The sequence below is a fragment of the Duganella sp. Leaf61 genome, assembly GCF_001421905.1.
In the GTDB taxonomy this organism is placed as follows: Bacteria; Pseudomonadota; Gammaproteobacteria; order Burkholderiales; family Burkholderiaceae_D; genus Rugamonas; species Rugamonas zoogloeoides.
Genome location: NZ_LMLM01000012.1, coordinates 76,100 through 100,839, shown reverse-complemented (window position 1 = coordinate 100,839; position 24,740 = coordinate 76,100). Strand labels below are relative to the sequence as shown.

Genomic DNA, 24,740 nt, shown 5'->3' with positions numbered 1-24,740 from the left:
TGTAACTCTCAGGTAACTTTTATTCTTCCAGCAGGCTGCGCAGCATCCACGCGGTTTTTTCGTGCACGTCGAGGCGCTGGGTGAGCAGGTCGGCGGTCGGCTGGTCGTCGGCTTCGCCCACCAGCGGCAGCAGCTTGCGCGCGGTGCGGGCGGTGGCTTCCTGGGCGTTTACCAGGTGACGCACCATGTCCATCGCTTTCGGCACGCCTTCCACTTCCTTGATGGTGGCCAGTTGCACGAACTGGGCGTAGGTACCGGGCGCCGGGTAGCCCAGTGCGCGGATCCGTTCGGCGATCAGGTCGAGGGCGCCCCACTGCTCGGTGTACTGGGTCATGAACATCTGGTGCAGCGAGTTGAACATGGGACCCTTGACATTCCAGTGGAAGTTATGGGTCATCAGGTACAGGGTGTAGCTGTCGGCCAGCAGGCCGGACAGGCCAGCGGCGATCTCGGAACGGCTTTTCTCGGACAGGCCGATATCGATCTTGACGGTGTTATCGCTCATGGGTAAATCTCCTTATCGGTTGGCAGACTAGTGACGACTATTGTAGCCGCCCGGCGCAAAACGTGTCGTCTGGGCGCATCACTGCGTGATGACGGCAACCGCGCCGCCCGAGGGCGCCAATTTCAAGGTCAGGCTCTGGCCCGCAGACACCTGGCGCGTGCTGGCGCGCAGGTGGCTGGCGTCCTTGCCGTCTTCCAGCACCTGCGCGGTGAAGCTTCCCTTGCCGAGGAATGCCAGTGGCACCTTGATCGTGCGCGCGGCTTCGTTGGTCATCGCGCCCAGGTACCAGGTGTTGCCCTTGCGCCGTGCCGAGACGATGTACTGGCCGATGTCGCCAGCCAGGATGCGGGTTTCGTCCCAGGTCGTCGGTACCTGCTGGATGAATTGCGCGCCATCGGCCCAGGTGCCGTCGGCGTTCTTGTAGGCAGCCGGGGCGTCGGACACCATTTGCAGCGGGCTGTCGTAGACCACGTACATGGCCACCGCCTGGCCGCGCGTGGTCAGCACCATCGGCTCGTGGTTGCGGGCGACAAAGTTGGCCGGCGCGGCGTTGCGGAAGCCCCCGGGCGTGTAGTCCATCGGCCCCAGGATCATGCGCGTAAAGGGCAATGTGACGTTGTGGGTGGCGGTGATGCGGGCGCTCCACTTGTTGTTCTCCGCGCCCAGCACGCCCTCCTGGGTGATGTAGTTGGGCCAGGTGCGGTTGAGGCCATCGGGCGGGTAGGCGCCGTGCAGGTTGACCATCAGCTTGTACTCGGCGGCCTTGGCCAGCACTTTGTGGTACCAGTCCACCATCTCCTGGTCGTTGCGGTTCATGAAGTCCACCTTGACGCCCTTGACGCCCCAGGCGGCGTACTGTTTGAAGGCGGCGTCCATCTGGCGGTCGAGCTGGTGCCACTGCACCCACAGCCACACGCCCACGTTGCGCTCGCGCGCATATTGCATCAGCGCAGGCATGTCCATTTCCGGCTTGGCGCGGGTGACGTCGGCCTTCGGATTGGGTTCGATGTCGCTGCCCACCGACCAGCCTTCGTCGATCAGGATATCGTCGAGCTTCATCTCTTTCGAAAAATCGACAAAGGCGCGGTAGGTGGCGGTATTCACGCCGGCATTGGGAATGTTGACGGCCCAGTCGTTCCACCAGTCCCACGAGGTCTTGCCCGGCTTGATCCAGCTGGTGTCGGCAATGCGCGATGGCGCCGCCAGCGTGGGGATCAGCGCGGAAGCGGTCAGGTCGCCGGGCGCGTCGCCCAGCATCACCACGCGCCACGGCGTTTTAAAGCCGTCACCCTTGAACTGCACGCTGGCCGACACCGTCTTGCGCGAGCGGAAGTCGCGGTCGTTGTCGAAGCGCGGCGGCAGCGTCACGCCCACGCCCAGGCCGGCGTCGCCGCGGCCGGACAGAAAGAAGCCCGGGTAATCCTTGACGTCCGATTCGGCAATCGCAAACGTGGTGTTGCCAGCGCCGGTCTTGCACACCAGCGGCGCGATGACGTTGTGGAAATTGCGGATTTTCGAAGCCTTCATCTGGTCGTACTCGGCTTCGAAGCTGGTGTCGAAGCGGCCCATGTTGGCGCCCCAGCAGTCATAGTCCTTGGCGAAGTTGAACTGGGTGTCTTCCGCCTTGACGTTCAGTGCTTTGACACCTGGCTGTTCCGGCACCACGTAGCGCAGCGCCACGCCGTTGTCGTACGCGCGCACCAGCAGCTGGAACTTCAGCGCGGCGCTGGCGTCAAACGTCAGGGCCAGTTGCCGGTAGTGGTCGGGCGCGCTGCTGGCCTTGCCCAGCACGATCTGGTACGAGTCGTTGACGGTGGTTTGTTGCTGGTCCACCAGGCGCGCGCCGCGGCCGATGGCGCCGATATCGAGTTTCAGGCCCAGCGGTGACGGCTCGATGATGCGCTTGCCGTCGCGGGCGAGCGACCAGGTTAGCTGCGCGCTGTCGATGGTGACGGCGTTGCGGCCATCGGGCGAGGTGACGGTAATGGTTTGCGCCGTGGCGGCGGCGCACCACAGGGTGGCAACGATGAAGCCGACGGTGCGTATCTTGGGAGTGTTGCGGATGTTGCGAACAGGCGCTGGCATGGTGTCTCCGATGGGGGGGGGGCGCTATTGGATGGGACGTGTGCGCTTTTAAGGTAGCCTGGCATTTTGCTGGCATGTTGCCTTGCAGGCAATTGCGAAATTCACCAAGCCAACCTATGTTTTTTTAGCGTAGCGACATCGCCGGCGTCGTCGGAGTGTTCCTACTTGATCCCAAGCCGCAAGCCGATGTTCGCCCCACTCACGGCTGCGCATTATGGAGACCCTGTCGCGGCCGATAGGCGGACGCGAGGATTTTCAGGAGACTTGTCATGGCAAATTCGAACCAAGGTAACAAAGGTAATCAGCAGTCGGGCACCCAAGGTGGTAGTCAAGGCGGCGGTCGGGGCTTCGCCTCGATGGATCCCGAACGTCAACGCGAGATCGCTGCCGAAGGCGGCCGTGCTGCGCACGCCTCCGGCAACGCCCACGAGTTCGACTCCGAAGAAGCGCGTCTGGCTGGCAGCCAAAGCCACAAAAACACCAGTAATCAGCAAAGTTCCTCCGGCGGCAGCTCGTCCGGCGGAACCCGGGGCGGCACGCCTGAACAACATGCCGAAGCTGGCCGCCAAAGCCATAAAAACACGGGCAACCAGCAAAGCGGCGCAGGTTCGGGCAGCCGCAGCAGTTCTGGTGTCAGTTCCAGCGCGAGTTCCGCTGGCACCCGTGGTGGCACGCCGGAGCAACATGCGGAAGCCGGCCGCCAAAGTCACAAGAACCGTTGACGCGCGCTGCCGCCATACCACCAGCAGCAAGCCCGCAGCGGCGTCCGGGCCCTGGCCTGGCCCCGTTGCGGGCGGTTTGCCGGATGTCGTATCCTCCGTACCTTGCCGCCATCGATCATGCACAATTACTCCGGACCCCGCGTAACCACCGTCACGCCGTCCAGCCGGCAGGCCTCCACGGCTGCGCGCGAAAACCTGTTTCGCGCGATTGCCGATCTCGAACACGCGGTAGCGGCGTGGCTCGCCACGCCCGCCGCCTGGGATCAGCGCACCCATCCCTCCATCAGGCAATTCCTGGTCGATATCCGCGAATATGCCACCGCGCTCGAACGCGACGGCAAGGTGTCACCGAATATCATCATCGCTGCCACCGACCGCCTGGCCAGCAAGGTACACGATCTTGAGGTCGACCGCTGCACAGGCGCCGTACGCACCGCGCTCGACGATTACGTACAGGTGCTGCACGGTTAATGGCGCATGTTCGATTGCGGCTGCCGCCCGTTGCATGCGAAGGGACGCAGGGTGCTCACGCAATACGCGTGCACGCGGCGTCTCTGCTAACTGACGGATCTGCGCCGTTGGCACGCAGCAGGACCAGCGAGGTTACTCCTGCGTGGCCTTCGCCCGCACTTTCGCCACCTCGCGCTCGGTCACCGGCGCGCCGGTATTGCTCCAACCCTGGCGCACGAACGACGCCAGTGCTGCCACTTCCTTGTCATCAAGCCTTTTGCCGAAGCCCGGCATCACCAGGATCGACGGCGCCTTGTCGGTCGATGGCGTGCGCGCGCCTTGCATGATCACGTGGATCAGCGCGGCCGGGCTGTCGGCGTTGGCGACGGTGGCGCCGTCGAGCACCGGGAACACGCGGGCTGCGCCTTTGCCGGTCACGAAGTGACAGGCGGCGCAGTTGTCGAGGTACAGGCGCTCGCCCAGGGTCAGGTTGGTGGCCACCGTCAGTTTTTTTGCCGTCGCTGCCACGCCCTGGGCCTTGATGGTGGCGGTGCGCGGCGCGGCGGGTGGCAGGGTTTCCAGGTAAGCGGCGATCGCGTGCAGGTCGGTATCGTTCAGGTGCGCGGTGCTGTGCTCGACCACGGCCGTCATTTCACCGGCCGCGGCGGACGTGGTGTTACGCCCCGTTTGCAGGTAATCGACGATGGCCGCCTCGTTCCAGCGCGGCAGGCCGCGCAGCGAGGGTACCGGCCAGCCATTCAAGTCGCCGCCGGCGAGGAATTTCGCTTCCGAGCTGTCGCTGGCCTTTTCGTTCATGGCAAAGCCGCGCGGCGTGTGGCAGCTGCTGCAGTGGCCCAGTCCCTCCACCAGGTAGGCGCCGTTGCGCACCTGCGCGCTCCAGCCCGGCTGTGCCTTGAACGGCTGGTCGGAGGCGAACATGAAGTTCCACACGCCCATGCCCCAGCGCAGGTTGAACGGGAAGTCCATATTGGTTGCCGGCGGCGCGTACGCCGACGGTTTGACGCCCGCCTGGAAGTAGGCGTACAGCGCCTTGATGTCGGCATCGTTGACCTTGGCGTAGCTGGTGTACGGCATGGCCGGGTACAGGTGGGTGCCGTCGGGTTTCACGCCCTTGCGCACCGCGTCGGCAAATTGCTGCTCGGTGTAGGTGCCGATGCCGTGCTGCTTGTCGGGCGTGATGTTGGTCGAGTAGATGATGCCGTGGCCGCTGTCGATGGCCAGGCCGCCGGCAAACGCCGGCTTGCCGGGCGCGCTGTGGCAGGCGATGCAGTCGCCGGCCCGGGCCAGGTAGGCGCCGCGCTGGACCAGCGTTTCCGCGGGCGCGGCATGCGCGGCCCCAGCGATCAGTCCCGCAGCAAACGTCAGGAATGGCGCGAATTTTTTCACGGTATTTTTCATGTTCATACTTGCACCAGCGGGCCAGGGTTTTTCAGGTAGTGGTTCTTGATCGCCTCGGCCGCGAACAGCGTGATGGCGCCGATGGTGGCAGTCGGGTTGGCCTGGAAGTTCTGCGGGAACGCATTGCCGCCCGGGACAAATACGTTGTGCACATCCCACGATTGCAGGTAGCGGTTGAGCGCCGAGTCGCGCGGCGAATCGCCCATGATGGCGCCGCCCACGTTGTGGGTGGATACGTACTTGGTGATGTCCCAGTGCGAATCGAGACCCAGGAAACTCTCCGACATGAAGTCCGGCTTCATTTCCTTGGCGATCTTGCCGACGATCTCGCGCAGGTAGCGTTGCAATTTCAGTTCGTTCTGGCGCCAGTCGAATGTCATGCGCAGCAGCGGCTGGCCCCACGGATCCTTGTAGGTCGGGTCGAGGTCGAGGAAGTGGCCGCGATACGACATGCAGGTGGTGGTGATGCCGATCTTCATCGAACGGTCATACCAGTCCACCATGCCTTCTTTCCAGCCCTGGCCCCAGCTGGGCGTGCCTGACGGCAGCGCGGTGCCGATCGGCGCGCCCGTCGATTGCGAGCTGTGGATCTTGGCGCCACCGAGAAAGCCGAGCCTGATGCCATCGTCAAAGTTACCGGGCGAAATGTCGTTGAACATTTCGCCGGTGGCGCCGGCCGTGGCGAACGAATTGAAATGCTTGTCCTTGAAGAACAAGGTCGCCGCGCCGTTCGACAGGAAGGCGTAGTTGCGGCCGATGGTGCCGGTCTCGGTGATCGGATCGTATGGCTTGCCGATGCCGGACAACAGCATCAGGCGCACATTGGCGAACTGGAAGCTCGACAGGACGACGATTTTGGCCGGTTGAAACACTTCGCGCTGCTGCTCGTCGATATAGGTCACGCCCCGGGCGGTCTTTTTATCGGCATGCAGATCGACGCGGATCACCATCGCGTTGGCCTTGTAGTCGAAATTGGGCATGCGCTTGACCACGTCGAGGATGGTGGTCTGCGGCGAGGCTTTCGAATAGTTCAGGCACGGATACTTGCTGCAATAACCGCAGTAGTTACACGGCGCCAGTTGCGAGCCGTACGGGTTGGTCCAGGCGGAGGAGACATTGGCCGATGGATTGGGAAACGGGTGGTAGCCCATGTTTTTCGCGGTGGCCGCAAACAGCGAGCTGTTGTAGGTGTCGTGCAGCGCCGGCAGCGGGTAGGGGCTGGAACGGGGACCTTCGAACGGGTCGCCGCCGGGCTGGATCTGGCCGTTCAGGTTGCCGGTATTGCCGGACAGTCCGCAGATCTTGTCGAACTTGTCGTAGTGCGGTTCGATCTCTGCCCAGGTAAACGGGAAATCCTTGACGCGCATGTCGGGGTCGAGCGCACCGCGCTTGTATGCCTGGTCGGCATAGGTCTTGAGCTTGATATCGGTGGGCGTAGGACGGATCAGCACGCCGGTCCAGTGCAGGCCGGAGCCGCCGACGCCGGTGCCGGGCGCAAACGCGCCCCATTTGCGGGTGGGCAGGGCGGTCTCACCGGTGTTGTAGCGCACGGTCAGGGCAGCGTCGCGCGGGGTGGCAAACACCTTGTTGCGGATCGCGTAGGCGTACTGGTCGGCCGGCTTCGGGTAGGCGAAGTCTTCCGGTGGACGGTCCGGGCCGCGCTCGAGCGCGCGTACCTTGAGGCCAGCCTGCGCCAGTTCGATGGCCATGATGGAGCCGGCCCAGCCGAGTCCGACGATGACGACATCGACGTCGTCATTGGTAATTTTTTGCATAAGGTACCTGTTGTTTAGGAGGCCTCTAAAACCGTAGCGAGCGGTCGGTTATCGTCCTGAGTAGCGCAGGCGTACGAACGTACGCTGAGCAACGCAAGGGCGATAGGCGATCGCGCAGTAGGTTTTAGTGCCTCATCAAGCGCGCTTGCCAGAGAGGCTCACTGGCCCCAGTGGATATTTGACGTTATGGGTATCGACCCATTCGGTGAAGGCGGCGCGGGCGCCGGGGAAGCCGATCGCTACCCAGGCCTTCATGTCCTTGTTGCCGCCGTAGGCGGGGTCGGCCAGGTAGCCGTTTTTGGCGTCGCCCAGCATCTGGCCGAAAAACTGCGAAGCTTTCAATGACGGGTCGCCCAGGGCGGCGAAGTCGATGTCGTTTTTTTGCAGCCTGGTGAGCAGCGCATCCTTGTCCGCGGCCGACAGTTGCTGGAACTGCTTGCCGTGCGCGGCCACGCTGGCCTGTTGCGCCAGCTTGATGCCGATCCGGTACATCTGCTGCGGACTATGGGTTTGCTGAAACCCCATGGTGGCCGGCGCATCGGCCTGGTGCGGACCCTGCATATAGACATCGTCGCCGAGGCCGTTCTTCAGTTGCTGGTCGATAAACACGGGCACATTGGTTTCCAGCGCGCCGGGGCCACGGCCTTCTGCCGGGATCAGACGGTCGCAGGCGGCCAGCAGGAATTGCCACTCGGGCGCGGTAAAAAACACCGGCTGGTAGCGTTGCAGGTCGGTGCCTTCCAGGCCGTCGGCCTTTGCTTTATAGATCGGGGCGGTCACCAGGGGAACCGCTGCCGCAGTCGCCATCAGGATGGTGCGGCGTGACAGATTGACGTTATCTTTGGACATGATGGGTGCGTAACACATCGTTGTACGATGTATGATGAGTTTCCAAAGGGGTAAGGATACGCGCGGATGCTGCACTGCGATACTTACCGATTGGATAGGAAAGATTGCCCCCACCTCCATGCAACTACTTTTTTTATAAAAGCTTATGCCTAATCGTTCGTTCCTTTATACAAGTACAAGCCTTATATTGTTTTCACATAAAAACAACCCGCAACGATGATTGGTCATATATGAATAAATTTTCGGTTAAGCCACAGCTGCAACGCCGCCTGCTCAGTGTTGCCATCGGCACGCTGTTTGCCACCGCCGGTACCGCCCATGGGCAATCGGCCGATGCCCCCGCCGTAGCCCCGGAAGCCACGGTCGTGGTCACCGGCACCCGCGTCTCGAACCGCTCCGTGCTCGATACCGCTTCGGCCGTCGATGTGATTTCCGCCAAAACCCTGAGCAACAACGGCGTGACCGAAGTGAGCGAGTCGCTGTCGAAAGTGCTGCCAGCGTTGAATTTCCCGCGCCCGGGCCTGACCGATGGCACCGACACCGTGCGCCCGGTCACCCTGCGCGGCCTGGCGCCCGACCAGGTGCTGGTGCTGGTAAACTCCAAGCGCCGCCATGCGTCGTCGCTGGTCAATGTGAATGGCACCATCGGCCGTGGTTCGGCCTCGACCGACATCAATACCCTGCCGTCCGGCATTATCAATACCGTGGAAGTGCTGCGTGACGGCGCTGCCGCCCAGTACGGTTCCGATGCGATCGCCGGCGTGATCAACTTCCGCCTGCGTGAAAACCGCAGCGGCGGCGCCCTGAGCGCCACCGGCGGCGTGCGCAAGACCGAATACAGCTTCAACCCGGTGGCGCAGCCGACCGGCCTGGGCCTGTCGGTACCGACCGAACGCAAGCGTACCGACGGCCAAACCTACACCGTCGGTGGCTGGAAAGGTTTTGAATTGGGCGACAACGGCTTCCTGACCGTCGCGGCCGAACTGAAACAGCAGCAACACAGCGAGCGCAGCGCCTACGATACGCGCCAGTTCTACCCGCGCGTCGGCAACGCCACTACCGGCGCCTTCGATCCGCGTGAATTGACCGCCAACCGCTACGACACCTGGTCCGGCGACCCCAACCTCAAGCAGGCTACCCTGTTTGCCAATGCGGGCCAGACCCTGGCCAGCGGCCAGAAAATCTACGGCTGGGCCAGCTATCAGCGGCGCGAGTCGGAATCGGCGGCGTTCTTCCGCCGTCCTTTGCAGGACGAAAACGTGGCGGCGATCTACCCGGACGGCTTCCTGCCCGTGATCGAACCGACCGTGACCGACTTCAGCGCGGCGCTGGGCACCACCTGGAGCGGCCAGGGCTGGGACTACGACACTTCGCTGACCTACGGCAAGAACAAGATGGCGTTTGACGTCACCAACACGCTCAACCGCTCGATCGGCGCGGCCAGCAAGACCGACTTCGACGCTGGCGGCTTCGCCTACGAACAACTGTCGGCCAACTTCTCGGCCGTGCGTCCGGTCGATGTGGCCTTCCTGTCCAAGCCGCTCAACGTGGCCGTGGGCGCCGAGGCGCGCTGGGAAAATTATGAATTGTGGGCCGGCGAGCCCGATTCCTACCGCTATGGCGGCGTGTTGCTGGCCAACGGCACGCCATCGGCGGCAGGCGCCCAGGGCTTCCCGGGCTACCGTCCGGAAAACGCAGTGGACAAGGGCCGCCATTCCACTGGCGCCTTCATCGACCTGGAAACCAACCTGACCGACAAATTGCTGACCTCGCTGGCAGCGCGCGCCGAGCATTATTCGGACTTCGGTAGCAACGTCACCGGCAAGCTGGCCGCCCGCTACGACCTCGTGCCGGAATTCGCCCTGCGCGGTTCGATCCAGAACGGCTTCCGTGCACCGTCGCCGCAGCAGCAGCTCTACACGTCCACATCCACCAATTTTATTGACGGCGTGCCGTTCGATATCGTGACCCTGCGTCCGACCGACGCTGCTGCGGTCGCCCTGGGCGCCAAGCCGCTCGACGCCGAGAAATCGGTCAACTTCTCGCTAGGCGCGGTGTTCCGCGTTGGCGCGCTGAGCATCACGGCCGACGCTTACCGCATCAATATCGATAACCGCATCGTGTTGTCGGAAAACCTGAACGCGGTCAATGTGCGTACTTACCTGGCGTCGCGTGGTTATGCCGGCATCGGCGGCGCCCGCTTCTTCATCAACGGCGTCGATACCCGCACCGACGGCATCGACATCGTGGCCAACTACCCATGGCGCTCGGCCGCTTACGGCAAGTTCGACTTCACCCTGGCCGGTAACTACAACAAGACCGAAGTCAAACGCGTGCCGCAAACGGCCGAACTCGCTGCCTTGAACCCGGCGCCGGTGCTGTTCGGCCGCGCCAACGTGATCAGCCTGGAAAAAGGCCAGCCGAAAAACAAGATCACGGCATCGGTCAACTGGGAGCAGGCAGCATGGGGCGTGAGCGCCAGCGCCACCCGCTACGGCGAAATCATTTCGGCCGGTACCACCGCCGCGACGGACGTGACCGTTTCTGCCAAGACCATCGTCAACGCCGAGGGCCGCTACGCCATCACCAAGCAAACCCAGCTGGCATTGGGCGCCGACAACCTGTTCGATATCTACCCGGACTCGCTGCCGTCGTCGCTGACCTCGAACGCGGCGGCGCCGTTCTCCAACCGGGCGCCGTTTGGCCGCGGTGGACGCTTTGTGTACGCCCGTGTGAACTATACGTTCTGATTTTTTGAATGGCGCGCCGGTCCTGTTGATGGTCCGGCTCGTTGTCTCGAAAACGCAAAAAACGCGTCGATTTCAGTCGTGCCGCAGGCGGTGGGCGTAAAGTGGATGGCTCGTAAAGGAGATCATCATGACGACTTCCGCCCAGCCTGACGCGACCCGGCCCGTTCCTGCGGCCATGCATACCATCACTCCCCACCTCGTTTGCGAGGGCGCGGCAGCAGCGATGGCCTATTACCAACAAGCATTCAATGCCGTGGAAACCATGCGCCTGCCCGGTCCCGACGGCAAGATCATGCATGCCAGCATGCGCATCGGCGACTCCACCATCATGCTGGTGGACGATTTTCCCGAGCATGGCAGCATGGGCCCCAAGGCGCTCAAGGGCAGCCCGGTTACGCTGCATCTGTACGTGGCCGATGTCGATGCGGCTTATGCCCAGGCCATCGCAGCTGGCGGCGAGGCCAAAATGCCGCCGCAGGACATGTTCTGGGGCGACCGCTACGGCATGCTGGTCGATCCGTTCGGCCACTACTGGGCCATCGCTACCCACCAGCGCGATTTGAGCACCGAGGAAATCATGCGCGCCATGGCGCAGCAGGGGCCCGGTGGCTGCGGCTGACCGGCCTGAATCCCGCCTGAGTTGAGCCGCAATGCAGCTGGAATCGCGCAGGAATCCGGCTGAAGCACGCCCGCGAGCCCTTGCTCGTACCGGCGCAACAACGGTATACCGGCCTCGTACCTGCCGATAGCCCTGGTCGGCCCACGAAAGCTTGCCGAGGCGTGCTATCACTTGGGATAATGCTTTTAAGAAATTACCCAGGAGTCATGCATGGAATTCGTGGTACTGCGCCGCGCCAACCAGAGTACCGAACGCGGCGATCAGCCGCCGGCGCTGGAGCCGGGCGTCTTCATGCGCCCCAGCGACAGCGCGCTGCGCCTGGTGCGTCGCGATGGCGTGTGGAGCCGTGATACCGGGCCTTACCCGCCGCGCGAGATCGTGGCCGGTTTTACGCTGGTGCAGTCGCCGTCGCGCGCCGACGTGATCGAGCAGGTGCGCTGGTGGCCGTTGTTCGACGCCGGCGCGGTTTATGAAATCCGCGACCAGGTGCCTTTCGCCGACGGCAGGGCACACGGCCCCGCGCCCGGCAGTGTGCCGGAACGCAATCCGGACTGGACCCGGTACGTCGTGTTCCTGCGGTCGGACTTCGAGGCCGAGTTCGGCATTGCCCCACCGGCGCAAGCGCTGGCGCGCATGCGCGCCCACGAAGAACGCAGTGCGCGCGCCGGCGTGCTGCTGGCCGGCAGCGCCCTGAGTGCCACGCGCACGGCCACGCGGGTGCACTTTGCCAACGCCAATACCTCGCTGATGGCGGGACCGTTTGCCGATACGCGGGAACTGGTGGCGGGCTACTGGATCATCCAGGCCGCTACCCTGGACCTGGCGATTGCCTGGGCCGGCGGCTGCCCGTACCCGCACGCGGGCGACGTCACCGTCGAAATCCGCGAGGTGTGCGAGCGCCGCGAGCAGCGTGAATTCACGCCGGAGATGCGCGCCGCCGAAGAACGGATGCGCGCCGAATTGCTGGAAGGGATGCTGCGCGAGGCCTCGGAGCAGCGCAAGCGCGGCTATTAGCCTGCTTGCGTTGCGCCAGTTCAGGCCAGCGTTTTTTCCAGGATACCCACCAGGGCTTCGATGCCGTCGGCATCATCCTGGTCGAAGCGGTTGGGCAGCGGGCTGTCGAGGTCGAACACGCCCATGATTTCGCCGTTGGGACGGCGTACCGGTACCACCAGTTCCGACCGCGAATTGACGTCGCAGGCGATATGGCCCGGGAACGCGTGCACGTCCGGCACGACAATCGATTTTCCCTCCACCACCGTGGTGCCGCACACGCCACGGCCTTTCTTGATGCGGATACAGGCCGGCTTGCCCTGGAACGGTCCCAGTACCAGCTCGTCACCCTGCAGGAAATAGAAGCCGGCCCAGTTCAGGCCCGGCATGGCGTTGAATACCAGCGAGCTGAAGTTTGCGGAGTTGGCGATCAGGTCGGTCTCACCGTGTACCAGGCCGGTCAGTTGCGAACGCAGGTCGTCGAACATGGCGTGCTTGGCCGCGGGCGTGTCGGTGCCGTAGGCGGTGTCGTTGAGGGTAAAAGTCATAATGGTCGGCTCGGAAACTGGAGAAAACGCATATGTTAGCGCAAGCAAGCGTTTGCCGTCAGTTCCTCCTACAGCATACTAGGCAGTGTCCGATGGCGCCCCGCAATCGTGCGCGATACTCTGGATTCCATACGCCGCACCGGCGTTTTTGAGGAACTCCCATGGCCACCAGCAAACGCAGCGTCAGCCCGTCCCGCACGGGCAAGCCCACCTTCACCGCCACCGTCCACGGTGGCGATCCCGCGTTACCGCCACCCGTGCCGGCTGGCGCTATTTGTCTTGCCACGTTGCTGATGGTCGGCGCCGACCGCGTGATCATCGACGCTGCGGAAGACGACGACCTGCACTTCATGGCCGAGTACATCGATCCTGCCTGAGGCGGTGAAGGCGTTCCCGGCCACGGGGCTGGGTGCGGTGCCTGACAGACGGCGCCGGCGGGCGGCGACAGAATGGCGTTATCCTGTTCTGAAAGCCGCGTATGTGTGCAATGACGTCCGACATGGTGGTGGTGCGCAAGGAAGGACTGTATTGCGTGCCGGGCCAGTTCTATATCGACCCCTGGCGGCCAGTGGAGCGCGCCGTCATCACGCACGCCCATGGCGACCATGCGCGCGGCGGCCATCGCCACTACCTGGCAGCCACGCCCGGTGTCGGTGTGCTCAAGTCACGGCTCGGCGATATCCACATCGACGGCCTGGCCTATGGCGAGACCGTGGTGCACAACGGCGTCACCATCTCGCTGCACCCGGCCGGCCACGTGCTCGGTTCGGCGCAGGTGCGCATGGCGTACCGGGGCGAAGTGTGGGTGGCCTCCGGCGACTACAAGGTCGAGGCCGATAGCACGTGCACGCCGTTCGAGCCGGTGCGCTGCGATACCTTCATCACCGAATCGACGTTCGGGCTGCCGATCTACCGCTGGCAGCCGCAGCAGGACGTGTACGACGACATCAACGACTGGTGGCGCGCCAACGCTGCGCAGGGACGCGCCAGCGTGATGCAGTGCTACAGCTTCGGCAAGGCGCAGCGCATTTTGAGTGGCCTGGAAGCGGACATCGGCCCCATCGTCTGCCATGGCGCCGTGCAAACTCTTAATACGGTTTACCGCGACAGCGGCGTGTGGCTGCCCCCCACGGTGATGGTGGGCGACGTCGACAAGGAAGACATCAAGCGATCTCTGGTGATCGCGCCGCCGTCGGCCGCCGGTTCGCCGTGGGTCAAGCGCTTTGGCGATTTTTCCGACGCGTTTGCCAGCGGCTGGATGCAGTTGCGCGGCGCACGCCGCCGCCGTGGCGTCGATCGCGGCTTCGTACTGTCCGACCACGCCGACTGGCCCGGCTTGATGCAGGCAATTACCGCCACCGGCGCCGAACGGGTGATCGTCACTCACGGTTCGATCGCGGTCCTGGTGCGCTGGTTGCAGCAGCAGGGCCTGCAGGCCAGTGGTTTTGATACGGAATATGGCGATGACGAGGCCGACGACGCTGCTGCCGGTGCGGCCACTGATGCTGCAACCGATACCGCAACCGATACCGATGCTACAACCACCGAGGCAGCGTCTGCCGAAGCCGTGTCCACTGACGCTCCACCAGTGGGAGCTCGCCATGCGTGACTTCGCCCTGCTGTACGCCGAGCTCGATGAAACCACGTCCACCACGCGCAAGCTCAATGCGCTGCAACAGTATTTTCGTACTGCTGCACCGGCCGACGCGGCCTGGGCCGTGTATTTCCTGGCTGGCGGCAAGCCGCGCCAGGCTGTACCGACCAAGCTGCTGCGCCAGTTCGCCATCGAATACTCGGGCCTGGACGACTGGCTGTTCGACGAGTGCTACCACGCCGTCGGCGACCTGGCCGAAACCATCGCCCACATCCTGCCACCTCCGAATCAGCCCAGCGAAATCGGCCTGGCCGACTGGATCGAACTCGGCATCGCGCCATTGCGCGGCGCCGACCCCGGCACCGTGCGCAGCGCGCTGCTGCTGTACTGGGACCAGCTCGATACGCGCGAGCGCTTCCTGTTGACCAAGCTGATCGGCGGCGGCTTCCGGGTCGGTGTGTCGCGCCTGCTGGTCACGCGCGCGCTCAGCGCCATCGCCGGTCTCGACAGCAAACTGATCGCCCAGCGCCTGATGGGCTGGACCGACGGCAGCGTCAAGCCGACGGCTGCCGGCTTCCAGCAACTGATCGCCGAGCATACCGAAGAGGAACACGCGCAGCGCGGCGGCCAGCCGTATCCGTTCTTCCTGGCCCATCAGCTCGAGCGCGAACCGGAAGCGCTCGGAGATTTGTCGCGGTGGCAGGTGGAATGGAAATACGATGGCATGCGCGCCCAGCTGGTCAGCCGCGAAGGCCAGAACTGGCTGTGGTCGCGCGGCGAGGACCTGATTACCGAGCGCTTCCCGGAGTTGGCCGTGCTGCGCCTGCCCGACGGTGTGGTGATCGACGGCGAAATCCTGGTCTGGCACGGCGGCGACGCCCCGGCGCCGTTTGCCGACCTGCAAAAGCGCATGGGCCGCAAACAGGTTTCGGCGCGGCTGCTCGGCGAATTACCGGCGGTGATGGTGGCATACGACCTGCTCGAATACGAAGGCCGCGACCTGCGCACCTTGCCGCAAGCGCAGCGCCGCGCCATGCTTGAACAGCTGGTGGCCACGCTGCAAGTGCAGCAGGGCGCACCGCAACTGCGACTGGCGCCCGTGATCCGCGCCGACAGCTGGGAGCAACTTGCCGAGATCCGCGCTGAATCGCGCCAGCGCGGCGTGGAAGGCATGATGCTCAAGGCTGCCGATGCGCAATACGGCGTGGGCCGCACCAAGAACGTCGGCACGTGGTGGAAGTGGAAGATCGACCCGTACAGCATCGACGCCGTGCTGATCTACGCCCAGGCCGGCCACGGCCGCCGCGCCTCGCTGTACACCGACTACACCTTCGCCGTCTGGGACGAAGCAGGCGAAGGCGAGGGTGGCCGCAAGCTGGTGCCGTTCGCCAAGGCCTATTCGGGCCTGACCGATGCCGAAATCGCCAAGGTGGACCACGCGATCCGCCGCACGACGATCGAAAAATTCGGCCCGGTGCGCAGCGTGACACCGAGCATGGTGTTCGAAATCGGCTTCGAAGGCATCGCCAGCTCGCCGCGCCACAAGTCCGGCATCGCGGTGCGCTTCCCGCGCATCCTGCGCCAGCGCCAGGACAAGACCGTGGACCAGGCCGATACGCTCGACGCCCTGAAAAGCCTGCTGGTCGCTCCATGACGGCGCGTCCCCGCACCAGCTTGCGCGCCCAACTGGCCAGGCCGCGTCCTGCGCCAGCCAGTGCAACGGTCGAAAGCCGCGCCGATACGCTTGTCGCCATGCCTGCCCACAAGTCCGTCGTCACCGCCGCCAGCGAAATGACCGAGCCGCTGGCCGATTCCGCTTCCGCACCAGCCATCGATCCGGCTGGCAGCCCGGTCGCGAGAGCGCAAGCCGGACCGGAAGCCAACCCGCCAATCAACCCGGCCGCCGAAACCGATGTCAGCTCGTCAGCCAAGGTTCCCGCCGGGTCAGTCGCCAACTCCTCGGTCAAGTCTTCCGCCAGGTCAGCTACCAACCTGTCGGCCAAAGTCCCTGCCAGGCGGGGCGCCAACCCGGTCGCCAAATCCACCGGCCCCTCACTCACCCAGGCCAAAGCGTGGTTCGCCGCGCGCGGCTGGAAAGTGTTTCCATTCCAGCGCGACGTCTGGCAAGCCGCGATGGCCGGCCAGTCGGGTCTGCTGCACGCGAGCACCGGTGCCGGTAAAACTTACGCGGTCTGGTTTGCCGCCTTGCAGCGCGCCGCCCTGCACAAGCGTCCGCGCGTGGGCCTGAAAGTACTGTGGCTGACGCCTATGCGGGCGCTAGCAGCCGACACCCTGCGCGCCTTGCAGGAATCGGCCACCGACCTGCTGCCGGCGTGGCAGATCGAGGCACGCACCGGCGACACCGGCTCGGCCCAGCGCGCGCGCCAGAACAAGCGCCTGCCCGACACCCTGGTCACCACGCCCGAAAGCCTGACCCTGATGCTGAGCAAGGCCGATGCGCTTGTCCAGTTCGCCCAGCTGGACATGGTGATCATCGACGAATGGCATGAGCTGATGGGCAACAAGCGCGGCGTACAGACCCAGCTGGCGCTGGCGCGCCTGCGCCACTGGAATCCGGGCCTGGTGGTGTGGGGCCTGTCGGCCACGCTGGGCAACCTGGCGCAAGCGCGCGAGGCCCTGATGCCCGACGGCGTGGCGGTGGAGGGCCATGTCGCCAAGGATATCGTGGTCGATACCTTGATCCCCGAGCATCCGTCGCGCTTTCCGTGGGGCGGCCATTTGGGCCTGCAAATGCTGCCGCGTGTGATTGACGAAATCGAATGCCACGCCACCACGCTGGTGTTTACCAATACCCGTTCGCAGGCCGAGCTGTGGTACCAGAACATGCTCGATGCCCGTCCCGACTGGGCCGGGGTGATCGCGCTGCACCACGGCTCGCTCGACAAGCAGGTGCGCGACTGGGTGGAGCTGGGCCTCAAGAGCGGGCAACTGAAAGCTGTCATCTGCACGTCGAGCCTGGACCTCGGCGTGGACTTTCTGCCGGTGGAACGGGTGCTGCAAATCGGCAGCGCCAAGGGTATCGCCCGCTTGCTGCAACGGGCCGGGCGCAGCGGCCACGCACCAGGCCGCGTTTCGCGCCTGACGCTGGTGCCCACTCAGAGCATGGAACTGCTGGAAGCGGCCGGCGCCCGGCAAGCGGTGGCCGCGCGCGATATCGAGGCGCGGCCGGTGCCGTATAAACCGCTCGACGTGCTGGTGCAGCACATGGTGACCATTGCGCTGGGCGGCGGCTTCCGTTCGGCGGAATTGCTGGCCGAGGTGCGCACCGCGTGGTCGTACCGTGATCTCACCGAAGAAGAATGGCAGTGGGCGCTCGATTTTATCGCCCGTGGCGGCCAGACCCTGGCCGTGTATCCCGAATACCGGCGCGTGCTGCCCGACGACGAGGGCGTCTATCGCGTGCCGGACGCCGCCATCGGACGCCGTCACCGGATGGGCATCGGCACCATCGTCTCCGATTCCAGTCTGCAAGTGAAATACGTGAGCGGCGGGCGGCTGGGCAGCGTGGAGGAATCGTTCATCTCGCGCCTGAAACAGGGCGACCATTTCCTGTTTGCCGGCCGCATCCTGGAATTCGTGCGCCTGCACGAAATGACGGCCTACGTGCGCCGCGCCACCGGCACCCGTGGCGCCGTACCGCGCTGGCAGGGCGGCAGGATGCCGATGTCGTCCGAGCTGGCCCACGCCGCGCTCGAGCAGCTGCGCCTGGCGACAATTGACGGCGCCGAAACACTGGGCCCGGAAATGCAGGCGATTGCGCCACTCTTGGCCACCCAGCAAAAATGGTCGGCGCTCCCCACGCCCGACACCACCGTGATCGAGACCATGCACAGCCGTGAAGGACGCCACCTGTTCATGTTTCCGTTTGCAGGCCGCTCGGTCCACGTCGGCCTGGCGTCGCTGATTGCCTGGCGCGTGGCGCGGGTAACGCCGGTGACGTTTTCGATTGCCGTCAACGATTATGGCTTCGAGCTGCTGGCCGCGCAGGAACTCGATTGGACGGCGCTGCTGGACGTGGGCCATGGCGCCAAAGCCGGTCTGTTCGGCACCGATAATTTGCTGGAAGACGTGCTTGCCAGCCTGAACGCGACCGAGCTGTCGCAGCGGCGCTTTCGCGAGATCGCCCGCATCGCCGGCCTGATCTTCCAGGGCTTTCCCGGTCAGCCCAAGAGCGCGCGGCAGTTGCAGGCCTCGTCGGCGCTGTTCTTTTCCGTGTTCCGCCAGCACGATGCCGGCAACCTGTTGCTGACGCAAGCCCAGCGCGAAGTGCTGGAGCAGGAACTGGAGCTCACGCGCCTGCGCGCCACGCTGGAAGAGTTGCAGGCGCGCCACATCAGTTTTCACCAGACCAGGCGCGCCACGCCGTTCGGCTTTGCGCTGATGGTCGAACGCTTCCGCGAAAAACTCAGTACCGAAAAATTGTCGGACCGGGTGGCGCGCATGGTGCGCGAACTGGAAAAGGCGGCCGGACCATGAGCGCGCTGCCCGATCACCACGGCGCACTGGCAATCGAACTGGCCGGCGAACTGGTCTGGCTGCTGCCCGAAAAGGCCTTGTACTGGCCGCGCGAGCGGATGCTGGTAATTGCCGATATCCACTTTGGCAAGGCGGCGTCATTCCGCGCGCTGGGGGTGCCGGTGCCGGCCGGTACCACGTCCGCCAACCTGGCCGCGCTCGACCGCCTGGTGGCGCGCCATGGTGCGCGCCAGGTGCTGTTCCTCGGCGACTTCCTGCATGCCAAGGCCGCGCACGCGGTGTCGACCATGGCGGCCATGCAGCGCTGGCGCGCCCTCAATCCCGCGCTGGCGCTCACGCTGGTGCGCGGCAACCACGATATGCACGCGGGCGATCCGCCGCTGTGGTTGTCGATTGCCATGGCGGACGAGCCGATGCATCTGGGACCGTTTGCCTTCTGCCACCACCCGGACTTGCTGGCCACAGGCTACCTGATGGCCGGTCACGTGCATCCGGTTTATCGCTTGCGGTCAGGCTGGGAGTCGGTGCTGCTGCCATGCTTCATGGCCAACGGCCAGCGCATCGTGCTGCCGGCCTTTGGCGCGTTTACCGGCGGCCATGCGGTGGTGCCGGAAGCGGGAGAGCGGCTGTTTGTCACCAGCGGCGACGCCGTGGTGGAAGTGCCAGCCTCGCCGCGCCGCGATGGCCGCTAGTGAGGCAAGGAAATCGTTACAGGCAAATCGTGGTTGAGCGGCCCATGTGGATCGCCGAGCGGCCGGTGAGGGCGGTCTTGGCCAGTTGCACCAGTTGCTTCATTTTGCTTGAGCCCGCGTCCCAGTATTCGGCCGACTGGATACGCACGCGGATCAGGGTCAGGTGCGGGTCTTCCACGCCCTTGGGGAACCAGCTGCGCGCCGCCGGCGTCCACAGTTCGCGTGCCTTGGCCTGGTCCTTGACCAGGAACGCCTGTCCGGAGATCGACAGGTAGAGCTGGCGCTCGGGGTCGGAAAAACTGATATTGATGTCGGGATGCGTGGGCAAGTCGAGCGTGAACGCGGCTTCGTCGCTGGTGAAGAACCAGAGGTTGCCTTCGTTGTCGATCTGCTGGGTGGTCAGTGGCCGGCTGGTGAGCATCTGGTCGGCGTCACAAGTGGTAAACATGCCAAACCGCACGTCCTTGATCTTGTCGGCGATGGTCTGGATCTGGTCTTGCGAGTACAGCGGCATGATGCGCCTCCACGGAAAATATAGGGTGTATGCCTCAGCGTAGGCCGTATCGGCGGGCATGTCCGTTAGCGTACACACCTAACTTTACATAGCAGTTACATCGGGTTGATTGACATCCTAAATGATAATTATTATCATTTCTGTTTGTGTGTATCTTGGCACGTTAAATTTCCTGAAGGATTACCCTTGAGCGCACCACCTGCCAGCCCTGCCACCAGCGGTACCAGTGCCACCAGTGCCGCCCAAGCCAGTCGCGCGGTATGGCTCAAGCACCTGCACCAGTGGCACTGGATCAGCTCGGCGTTGTGCCTGCTGGGCATGTTCCTGTTTTCCATCACCGGCATCACGCTCAACCACGCATCGCAAATCGAGGCCAAGCCCACCATCACCCGGCTCGAAGCCACGGCGCCGGCCGCGCTGGTAGCGCAATTGCGCACCTATGCCGAGGAACACGACGGCGCCAAGGAACCGCTGCCGCAAGCCGCCGAACAATGGCTGAAGGACACCTGGAAAGTGCAGGCCGGCGGGCGCGTGGCCGAATGGTCGGCCGACGAGATTTATCTGGCCATGCCGCGTGCCGGCGGCGACGCCTGGGTGCGCATCGAGCTCGAAGGCGGTGCCGCCGAGTTCGAGAAGACCGACCGTGGCTGGATTTCCTGGCTCAACGATGTCCACAAGGGCCGCAATACGGGCACGGCCTGGAACTGGTTCATCGACATCTTTGCCGTCATGTGCCTGGTGTTTTGCATTACCGGTTTGCTGATTTTGAAGTTCCACGCGGCCAAGCGGCCGTTCACCTGGCCAATGGTGGGCCTCGGTGTTTTGATTCCTGTTGTCATTGCTTTGCTGTTTATCCACTAACTGTATCTACAACCCCCCAGGACTTCCATGAAATTACGTTATTCCATCGCCCTGAGTCTGCCACTGGCCAGTGCTTCGGCCATGGGCGCCGAACTGGCCCTGAAAATCGATGTGCCACAACTGAACGTCGCTGAATACCACCGCCCGTACATCGCCGCCTGGCTGGAAAACGCCGACCAGAAAGTGGTTACCAACCTGGCCGTTTTGTACGACACGGGCAAGAAAGATAACGCCGGCACCAAGTGGCTCAAGGACATGCGCCAATGGTGGCGCAAGACCGGCCGCGACCTGGCCATGCCGCTCGACGGCGTCAGCGGCGCGACCAAGGCGCCGGGCGAAATTTCGCTGACCTTCCCGGCCGCCAAGGCAGGCCTGGACAAGCTGCCAGCCGGCCAGTACACCTTGTTCGTGGAAGCCTCGCGCGAAGCGGGCGGCCGCGAAGTGGTCAAAGTACCGCTGCAATGGCCGCCGAAGTCGGCGCAGAAGGCCAGCGGCCAGGGCAAGGAAGAACTGGGCGCGGTCGTGGTCCAACTGAAACCATAAGCGGAAAACCCCATGAACAAATTTAACAAGACCCTGATTGCGCTGGCCCTGGCTGGCGCAACGATGACCGCACACGCTCACAAGCCGTGGCTGCTGCCCACGTCCACCATCGTCGAGAGCCGCGACAACTGGGTCACCATCGACGCCGCCGTGTCCGAAGGCCTGTTCGATGTCGATCACGTGCCGCTCAAGCTCGACGGCATCACCATCACCGGCCCGGACGGCGGCAAGGTGGAAATGCAGAACGTCGCCAACGGCAAGCTGCGCAACAGTTTCGACCTCAAGCTGCCAAAACCGGGCACCTACAAGGTTGCCCTGGTCTCGCAAAGCGTGTTTGCCAGCTACAAGGACAAGGCCGGTGAAATGAAACGCTTCCGTGGCACCGAAGAAACCTTCGCCAAGGACGTGCCAGCCGATGCCGCCGAGCTGAAAGTGTCGCGTACCCAGAGCCGCCTGGAAACTTTCGTCACCACCGGCGAGCCCGACCTGGCGGTATTCAAACCAACCGGCGTGGGCCTGGAGCTGGTGCCGGTCACCCACCCGAACGACCTGCGCGCGGGCGAAAAAGCCACCTGGCGCTTCCTGCTGGACGGCAAGCCGGCCGCCAACCAGGGCGTGAGCCTGATCCCGGGCGGCGTGCGTTATCGCGGCACGCTGGGCGAAATCCGCAAGAACACCGACGCCAACGGCGAGCTGACGTTCGAACTGCCGGCCGCCGGCATGTACATGGTAAGCAGCAGCTGGCCGGCAGCCACGCCGTCCAAGCCGGGCCAGCCGCCGCAGATGCCTGCGCGTCGCGCCAGCTACGCCGCCACCATCGAAATCCTGCCGGAATAAGGGTGATGCGCCGGGTTATTCTGCCTCATCATATTTCGGACGACCCGGCGCCCGCAGGTGGTGTGCTCCGCGATTTCGCGGGGCGCAGCATGGGCACCAGCTGGTCGGTGCGGCTGGTGGCCGCGCCGACTGTCACGGTGTCCCATCTGCAAAAGGGGCTGCAACAGCAGCTCGATTCCGTGGTGGCTGAAATGAGCCACTGGGAAAGCGATTCCAATCTCGGGCGTTTCAACCGCGCCCCGGCGGGTAGCTGGCACGACTTGCCGCCCGCCTTTTTCGATGTGCTGTCGTTCGCACTGGACGTGGCGCGCGCCAGTGGCGGCGCCTGCGACCCGTGCGCGGGCACGCTGGTCAACCTGTGGGGCTTCGGCCCGCACGGCAGGTTCGACCAACCCGATTTTATTGCCCCCACGCTTGACGCCATCGCCACCGCGCGCGCCCAACTGGCCGCCGCGCGCAAGGATATGCAGTTGGCGCCGGCACCGGTGCGGCGCGCCTTCCAGCCCGGCGGCATCGAACTCGACCTGTCGGCCGTGGCCAAGGGCTACGGCGTCGATCGCCTGGCGTATTACCTGAGAAGCCAGGGCATTGCCCACTTCGTGGTTGAAGTGGGCGGCGAGTTGCGCGGCGCTGGTGTCAAGCCGGACGGCCAGCCATGGTGGGTGGCGCTGGAGCAAGTGGAGCAGGGGCAGCAGGGTAGCAACGACGAGCTGGTGCTGGCGCTGCACGGCCTGGCCGTGGCCACCTCGGGCGACTATCGCCGCTACTTCGAGCGTGACGGCGTGCGCTACGCCCACACCATTGACCCGCGCAGCGGTCTGCCGATCTCGAACGGCCTGGCCTCGGTGACAGTGGTCCATGCGCAGTGCATGGCGGCCGATGCCTGGTCCACCGCCTTGACCGTGCTGGGCCGCGTGGACGGCCTGGCGCTGGCGGAACGGCAAGGGCTGGCAGCGCGGTTCGTCGAACGTACCATCGAACACGGCCATGTCAGCTACCACGAATACCTGAGTACCCATTTACGCAGCATGCTGGACGAATGATCTGGACCAACGACCCCAACCGATTGATGCTGGTGGCCGCCTCGGCCGCCGCTTATGGCCTGGTATGCCTGATACCGTATTTGCGCGAGCGCGGCAGGCGCCTGGCCGCCGCCCGCGCCAAGGCCGAGGCGGCCGCCGCACCGGGCTGGATCGTTGCCTACGCCAGCCAGACCGGCAACGCCGAAGCACTGGCGGGTCAGACCCTGGCCACGCTGCGCCTGGCCGGCATTCCGGCGCAACTGAGCGAATTGTCCGACCTGCAAGCCGAGGACCTGCAACGCGCCGAGCGCGTGCTGTTCCTGGTCAGCACCTATGGCGAGGGCGACGCCCCCGATGGCGGGGCCGCGTTTGCCGGGCGCCTGATGACGACCCCGCTGCCGCTGCCGCAACTGCATTACGCGGTGCTGGCGCTGGGCGACCGCGCCTACCACCAGTTTTGCGGCTTCGGCCGCGCGCTTGACGGCTGGCTGCAAGCGCAGGGCGCGCAGAGCCTGTTTCCGCGCATCGAGGTCGATCGCAGCGCCGATGCCGCCATCGGCCTGTGGCGCCAGCAATTGAGCCACCTGGCCGGTACCAGCGACGCACCGGACTGGAGCGCGCCGTCGTACCAGTCGTGGACCTTGTCCGAACGCCGGCTGCTCAATCCGGGCAGCGCCGGCGCCCCCGTCTATCACCTCGAACTGAGCCAGCCGGGCGCGTTGAAGGCGGCCGATTGGCAGTCGGGCGACCTGGTGCAGGTCTCGGCCCCGGCCGAGCCCGACCGCCCGCGCGAATACTCGATCGCCTCGATCCCGGCGGACGGCCGCGCACACCTGCTGGTGCGCCTGCACAGCCATGCCGACGGCAGCCATGGCGTGGCGTCGGGCTGGCTAACGCAACAGGCGCAGGTTGGCGAGGCGGTGTCGCTGCGATTGCGCGCGCACCGCCGCTTCCGCCTGGAGGGCAACGCCAGCCGCCGCCTGATCCTGATCGGCAACGGCAGCGGCATTGCCGGCTTGCGCGGCCACCTGCGTGCGCGTGCCCACGCCGGACAGGGAGGCAACTGGCTGCTGTTCGGCGAGCGCAACAGCGCCCACGACTTCCATTATCACGAGGAACTGGAGGCGCTGCGCCAGAGGGGGCTGCTCGACCTCGACCTGGCCTGGTCGCGCGATGGCGGCGCCGAACGTTACGTGCAAGACCTGCTGCCGGCCCGCGCCGACAAGTTGCGCGCATGGGTGGCGGAAGGTGCGGCGATCTATGTGTGCGGCAGCCTCGACGGCATGGCTGCAGGCGTCGATGCCGCACTGGCCGAAGCGTTGGGCCTGGAAGCGCTCGATGCGCTGGCAGCGACGGGCCGCTACCGGCGCGACGTTTACTAGGAACTGTTCCGGAACGGGATGCGGCATCGCTTGCGCGCCTTGGTTCTTCGGAGACAGGTTATAAAGAAGCTGACCCGGCATAC

21 protein-coding genes and 1 pseudogene are annotated in these 24,740 nt (G+C 64.6%); 15 read left to right on the top strand and 7 right to left on the bottom strand.

From position 1 onward, the window contains the following. Nucleotides 1–19: 19 nt before the first annotated feature. Nucleotides 20–505, bottom strand: coding sequence for a Dps family protein (locus tag ASF04_RS09450; RefSeq protein ID WP_019922705.1), 486 nt, complete (start codon nucleotides 503–505; stop codon nucleotides 20–22). A 78-nt stretch (nucleotides 506–583) separates the two neighbouring features. Further along, complete coding sequence (locus ASF04_RS09445; protein WP_229204987.1) at nucleotides 584–2,590, bottom strand: glycoside hydrolase family 97 protein; 2,007 nt, start codon at nucleotides 2,588–2,590, stop codon at nucleotides 584–586. A gap of 269 nt (nucleotides 2,591–2,859) precedes the next feature. Between ASF04_RS09445 and ASF04_RS09440 the strand changes: the two are divergent. Both ASF04_RS09440 and ASF04_RS09435 read left to right on the top strand, forming a co-directional pair. Continuing rightward, a pseudogene (locus tag ASF04_RS09440) lies at nucleotides 2,860–3,171 on the top strand (KGG domain-containing protein); the annotation flags it as partial. A gap of 258 nt (nucleotides 3,172–3,429) precedes the next feature. Then, on the top strand, nucleotides 3,430–3,783 hold the full coding sequence (locus ASF04_RS09435) for a hypothetical protein (RefSeq protein ID WP_056140438.1): 354 nt from the start codon (nucleotides 3,430–3,432) through the stop codon (nucleotides 3,781–3,783). A gap of 132 nt (nucleotides 3,784–3,915) precedes the next feature. Here ASF04_RS09435 and ASF04_RS09430 read toward each other — a convergent pair whose 3' ends face one another. From ASF04_RS09430 to ASF04_RS09420, 3 genes are all read right to left on the bottom strand, one after another. After that, entirely contained in the window at nucleotides 3,916–5,187 is a 1,272-nt protein-coding gene (locus tag ASF04_RS09430; protein ID WP_229204986.1) for a cytochrome c, read from the bottom strand. Next, nucleotides 5,184–6,956, bottom strand: coding sequence for a GMC family oxidoreductase (locus ASF04_RS09425; RefSeq protein ID WP_056140432.1), 1,773 nt, complete (start codon nucleotides 6,954–6,956; stop codon nucleotides 5,184–5,186). The genes ASF04_RS09430 and ASF04_RS09425 overlap by 4 nt, the downstream gene beginning before the upstream one ends. Before the next feature lie 135 nt (nucleotides 6,957–7,091). Continuing rightward, nucleotides 7,092–7,805: a gluconate 2-dehydrogenase subunit 3 family protein gene (locus tag ASF04_RS09420; protein WP_056141897.1), complete on the bottom strand. Its 714-nt coding sequence runs from the start codon at nucleotides 7,803–7,805 to the stop codon at nucleotides 7,092–7,094. A gap of 230 nt (nucleotides 7,806–8,035) precedes the next feature. Between ASF04_RS09420 and ASF04_RS09415 the strand changes: the two genes are divergently transcribed. From ASF04_RS09415 to ASF04_RS09405, 3 genes are all read left to right on the top strand, one after another. Further along, nucleotides 8,036–10,555, top strand: a complete 2,520-nt coding sequence (locus tag ASF04_RS09415) for a TonB-dependent siderophore receptor (RefSeq protein WP_056140430.1) — start codon at nucleotides 8,036–8,038, stop codon at nucleotides 10,553–10,555. 127 nt (nucleotides 10,556–10,682) lie between these two features. Next, nucleotides 10,683–11,174: a VOC family protein gene (locus ASF04_RS09410; RefSeq protein ID WP_056140426.1), complete on the top strand. Its 492-nt coding sequence runs from the start codon at nucleotides 10,683–10,685 to the stop codon at nucleotides 11,172–11,174. A gap of 210 nt (nucleotides 11,175–11,384) precedes the next feature. Continuing rightward, nucleotides 11,385–12,188 carry a YciI family protein gene (locus ASF04_RS09405; protein WP_056140423.1) on the top strand — a complete coding sequence of 268 codons (804 nt, stop codon included), beginning with the start codon at nucleotides 11,385–11,387 and terminating at the stop codon, nucleotides 12,186–12,188. A 20-nt stretch (nucleotides 12,189–12,208) separates the two neighbouring features. Here ASF04_RS09405 and ASF04_RS09400 read toward each other — a convergent pair whose 3' ends face one another. Next, the gene (locus tag ASF04_RS09400) at nucleotides 12,209–12,715 is read right to left on the bottom strand and encodes a GAF domain-containing protein (RefSeq protein ID WP_019922692.1); all 507 of its coding nucleotides are present in this window, start codon (nucleotides 12,713–12,715) and stop codon (nucleotides 12,209–12,211) included. Between the two features lie 161 nt (nucleotides 12,716–12,876). Here ASF04_RS09400 and ASF04_RS09395 point away from each other — a divergent pair, with 161 nt between their 5' ends. The 5 genes from ASF04_RS09395 to pdeM all read left to right on the top strand — a co-directional run bounded on the left by ASF04_RS09395 (nucleotide 12,877) and on the right by pdeM (nucleotide 19,498). Beyond that, entirely contained in the window at nucleotides 12,877–13,092 is a 216-nt protein-coding gene (locus ASF04_RS09395) for a hypothetical protein (protein ID WP_056140420.1), read from the top strand. Between the two features lie 110 nt (nucleotides 13,093–13,202). After that, on the top strand, nucleotides 13,203–14,324 hold the full coding sequence (locus tag ASF04_RS09390; RefSeq protein WP_056140418.1) for a ligase-associated DNA damage response exonuclease: 1,122 nt from the start codon (nucleotides 13,203–13,205) through the stop codon (nucleotides 14,322–14,324). Beyond that, nucleotides 14,317–15,963 carry an ATP-dependent DNA ligase gene (locus ASF04_RS09385; RefSeq protein WP_056140415.1) on the top strand — a complete coding sequence of 549 codons (1,647 nt, stop codon included), beginning with the start codon at nucleotides 14,317–14,319 and terminating at the stop codon, nucleotides 15,961–15,963. The genes ASF04_RS09390 and ASF04_RS09385 overlap by 8 nt, the downstream gene beginning before the upstream one ends. After that, nucleotides 15,960–18,806, top strand: a complete 2,847-nt coding sequence (locus tag ASF04_RS09380) for a ligase-associated DNA damage response DEXH box helicase (protein WP_200931080.1) — start codon at nucleotides 15,960–15,962, stop codon at nucleotides 18,804–18,806. Before ASF04_RS09385 ends, ASF04_RS09380 begins: the two co-directional genes overlap by 4 nt. Beyond that, nucleotides 18,803–19,498 (top strand): ligase-associated DNA damage response endonuclease PdeM, encoded by a 696-nt coding sequence (gene pdeM, locus ASF04_RS09375; RefSeq protein ID WP_056140412.1) that lies wholly within the window; start codon nucleotides 18,803–18,805, stop codon nucleotides 19,496–19,498. The genes ASF04_RS09380 and pdeM overlap by 4 nt, the downstream gene beginning before the upstream one ends. Before the next feature lie 16 nt (nucleotides 19,499–19,514). On the opposite strand, the gene ASF04_RS09370 is transcribed toward pdeM, so the two are convergent. Continuing rightward, nucleotides 19,515–20,012, bottom strand: a complete 498-nt coding sequence (locus tag ASF04_RS09370) for a pyridoxamine 5'-phosphate oxidase family protein (protein ID WP_056140409.1) — start codon at nucleotides 20,010–20,012, stop codon at nucleotides 19,515–19,517. 186 nt (nucleotides 20,013–20,198) lie between these two features. Here ASF04_RS09370 and ASF04_RS09365 point away from each other — a divergent pair, with 186 nt between their 5' ends. The 5 genes from ASF04_RS09365 to ASF04_RS09345 are packed head-to-tail and all read left to right on the top strand — an operon-like array spanning nucleotide 20,199 to nucleotide 24,657. Next, nucleotides 20,199–20,873: a PepSY-associated TM helix domain-containing protein gene (locus tag ASF04_RS09365; protein WP_056140403.1), complete on the top strand. Its 675-nt coding sequence runs from the start codon at nucleotides 20,199–20,201 to the stop codon at nucleotides 20,871–20,873. A gap of 27 nt (nucleotides 20,874–20,900) precedes the next feature. After that, complete coding sequence (locus ASF04_RS09360; RefSeq protein WP_056140401.1) at nucleotides 20,901–21,416, top strand: DUF2271 domain-containing protein; 516 nt, start codon at nucleotides 20,901–20,903, stop codon at nucleotides 21,414–21,416. Between the two features lie 12 nt (nucleotides 21,417–21,428). Beyond that, nucleotides 21,429–22,253, top strand: a complete 825-nt coding sequence (locus ASF04_RS09355) for a DUF4198 domain-containing protein (protein ID WP_056140398.1) — start codon at nucleotides 21,429–21,431, stop codon at nucleotides 22,251–22,253. A gap of 5 nt (nucleotides 22,254–22,258) precedes the next feature. Further along, on the top strand, nucleotides 22,259–23,296 hold the full coding sequence (locus ASF04_RS09350; protein WP_056140396.1) for an FAD:protein FMN transferase: 1,038 nt from the start codon (nucleotides 22,259–22,261) through the stop codon (nucleotides 23,294–23,296). After that, a complete protein-coding gene (locus ASF04_RS09345) occupies nucleotides 23,293–24,657 on the top strand; it encodes a sulfite reductase subunit alpha (RefSeq protein WP_056140393.1) in 1,365 nt (454 codons plus the stop codon). Before ASF04_RS09350 ends, ASF04_RS09345 begins: the two co-directional genes overlap by 4 nt. Nucleotides 24,658–24,740 lie beyond the last annotated feature (83 nt).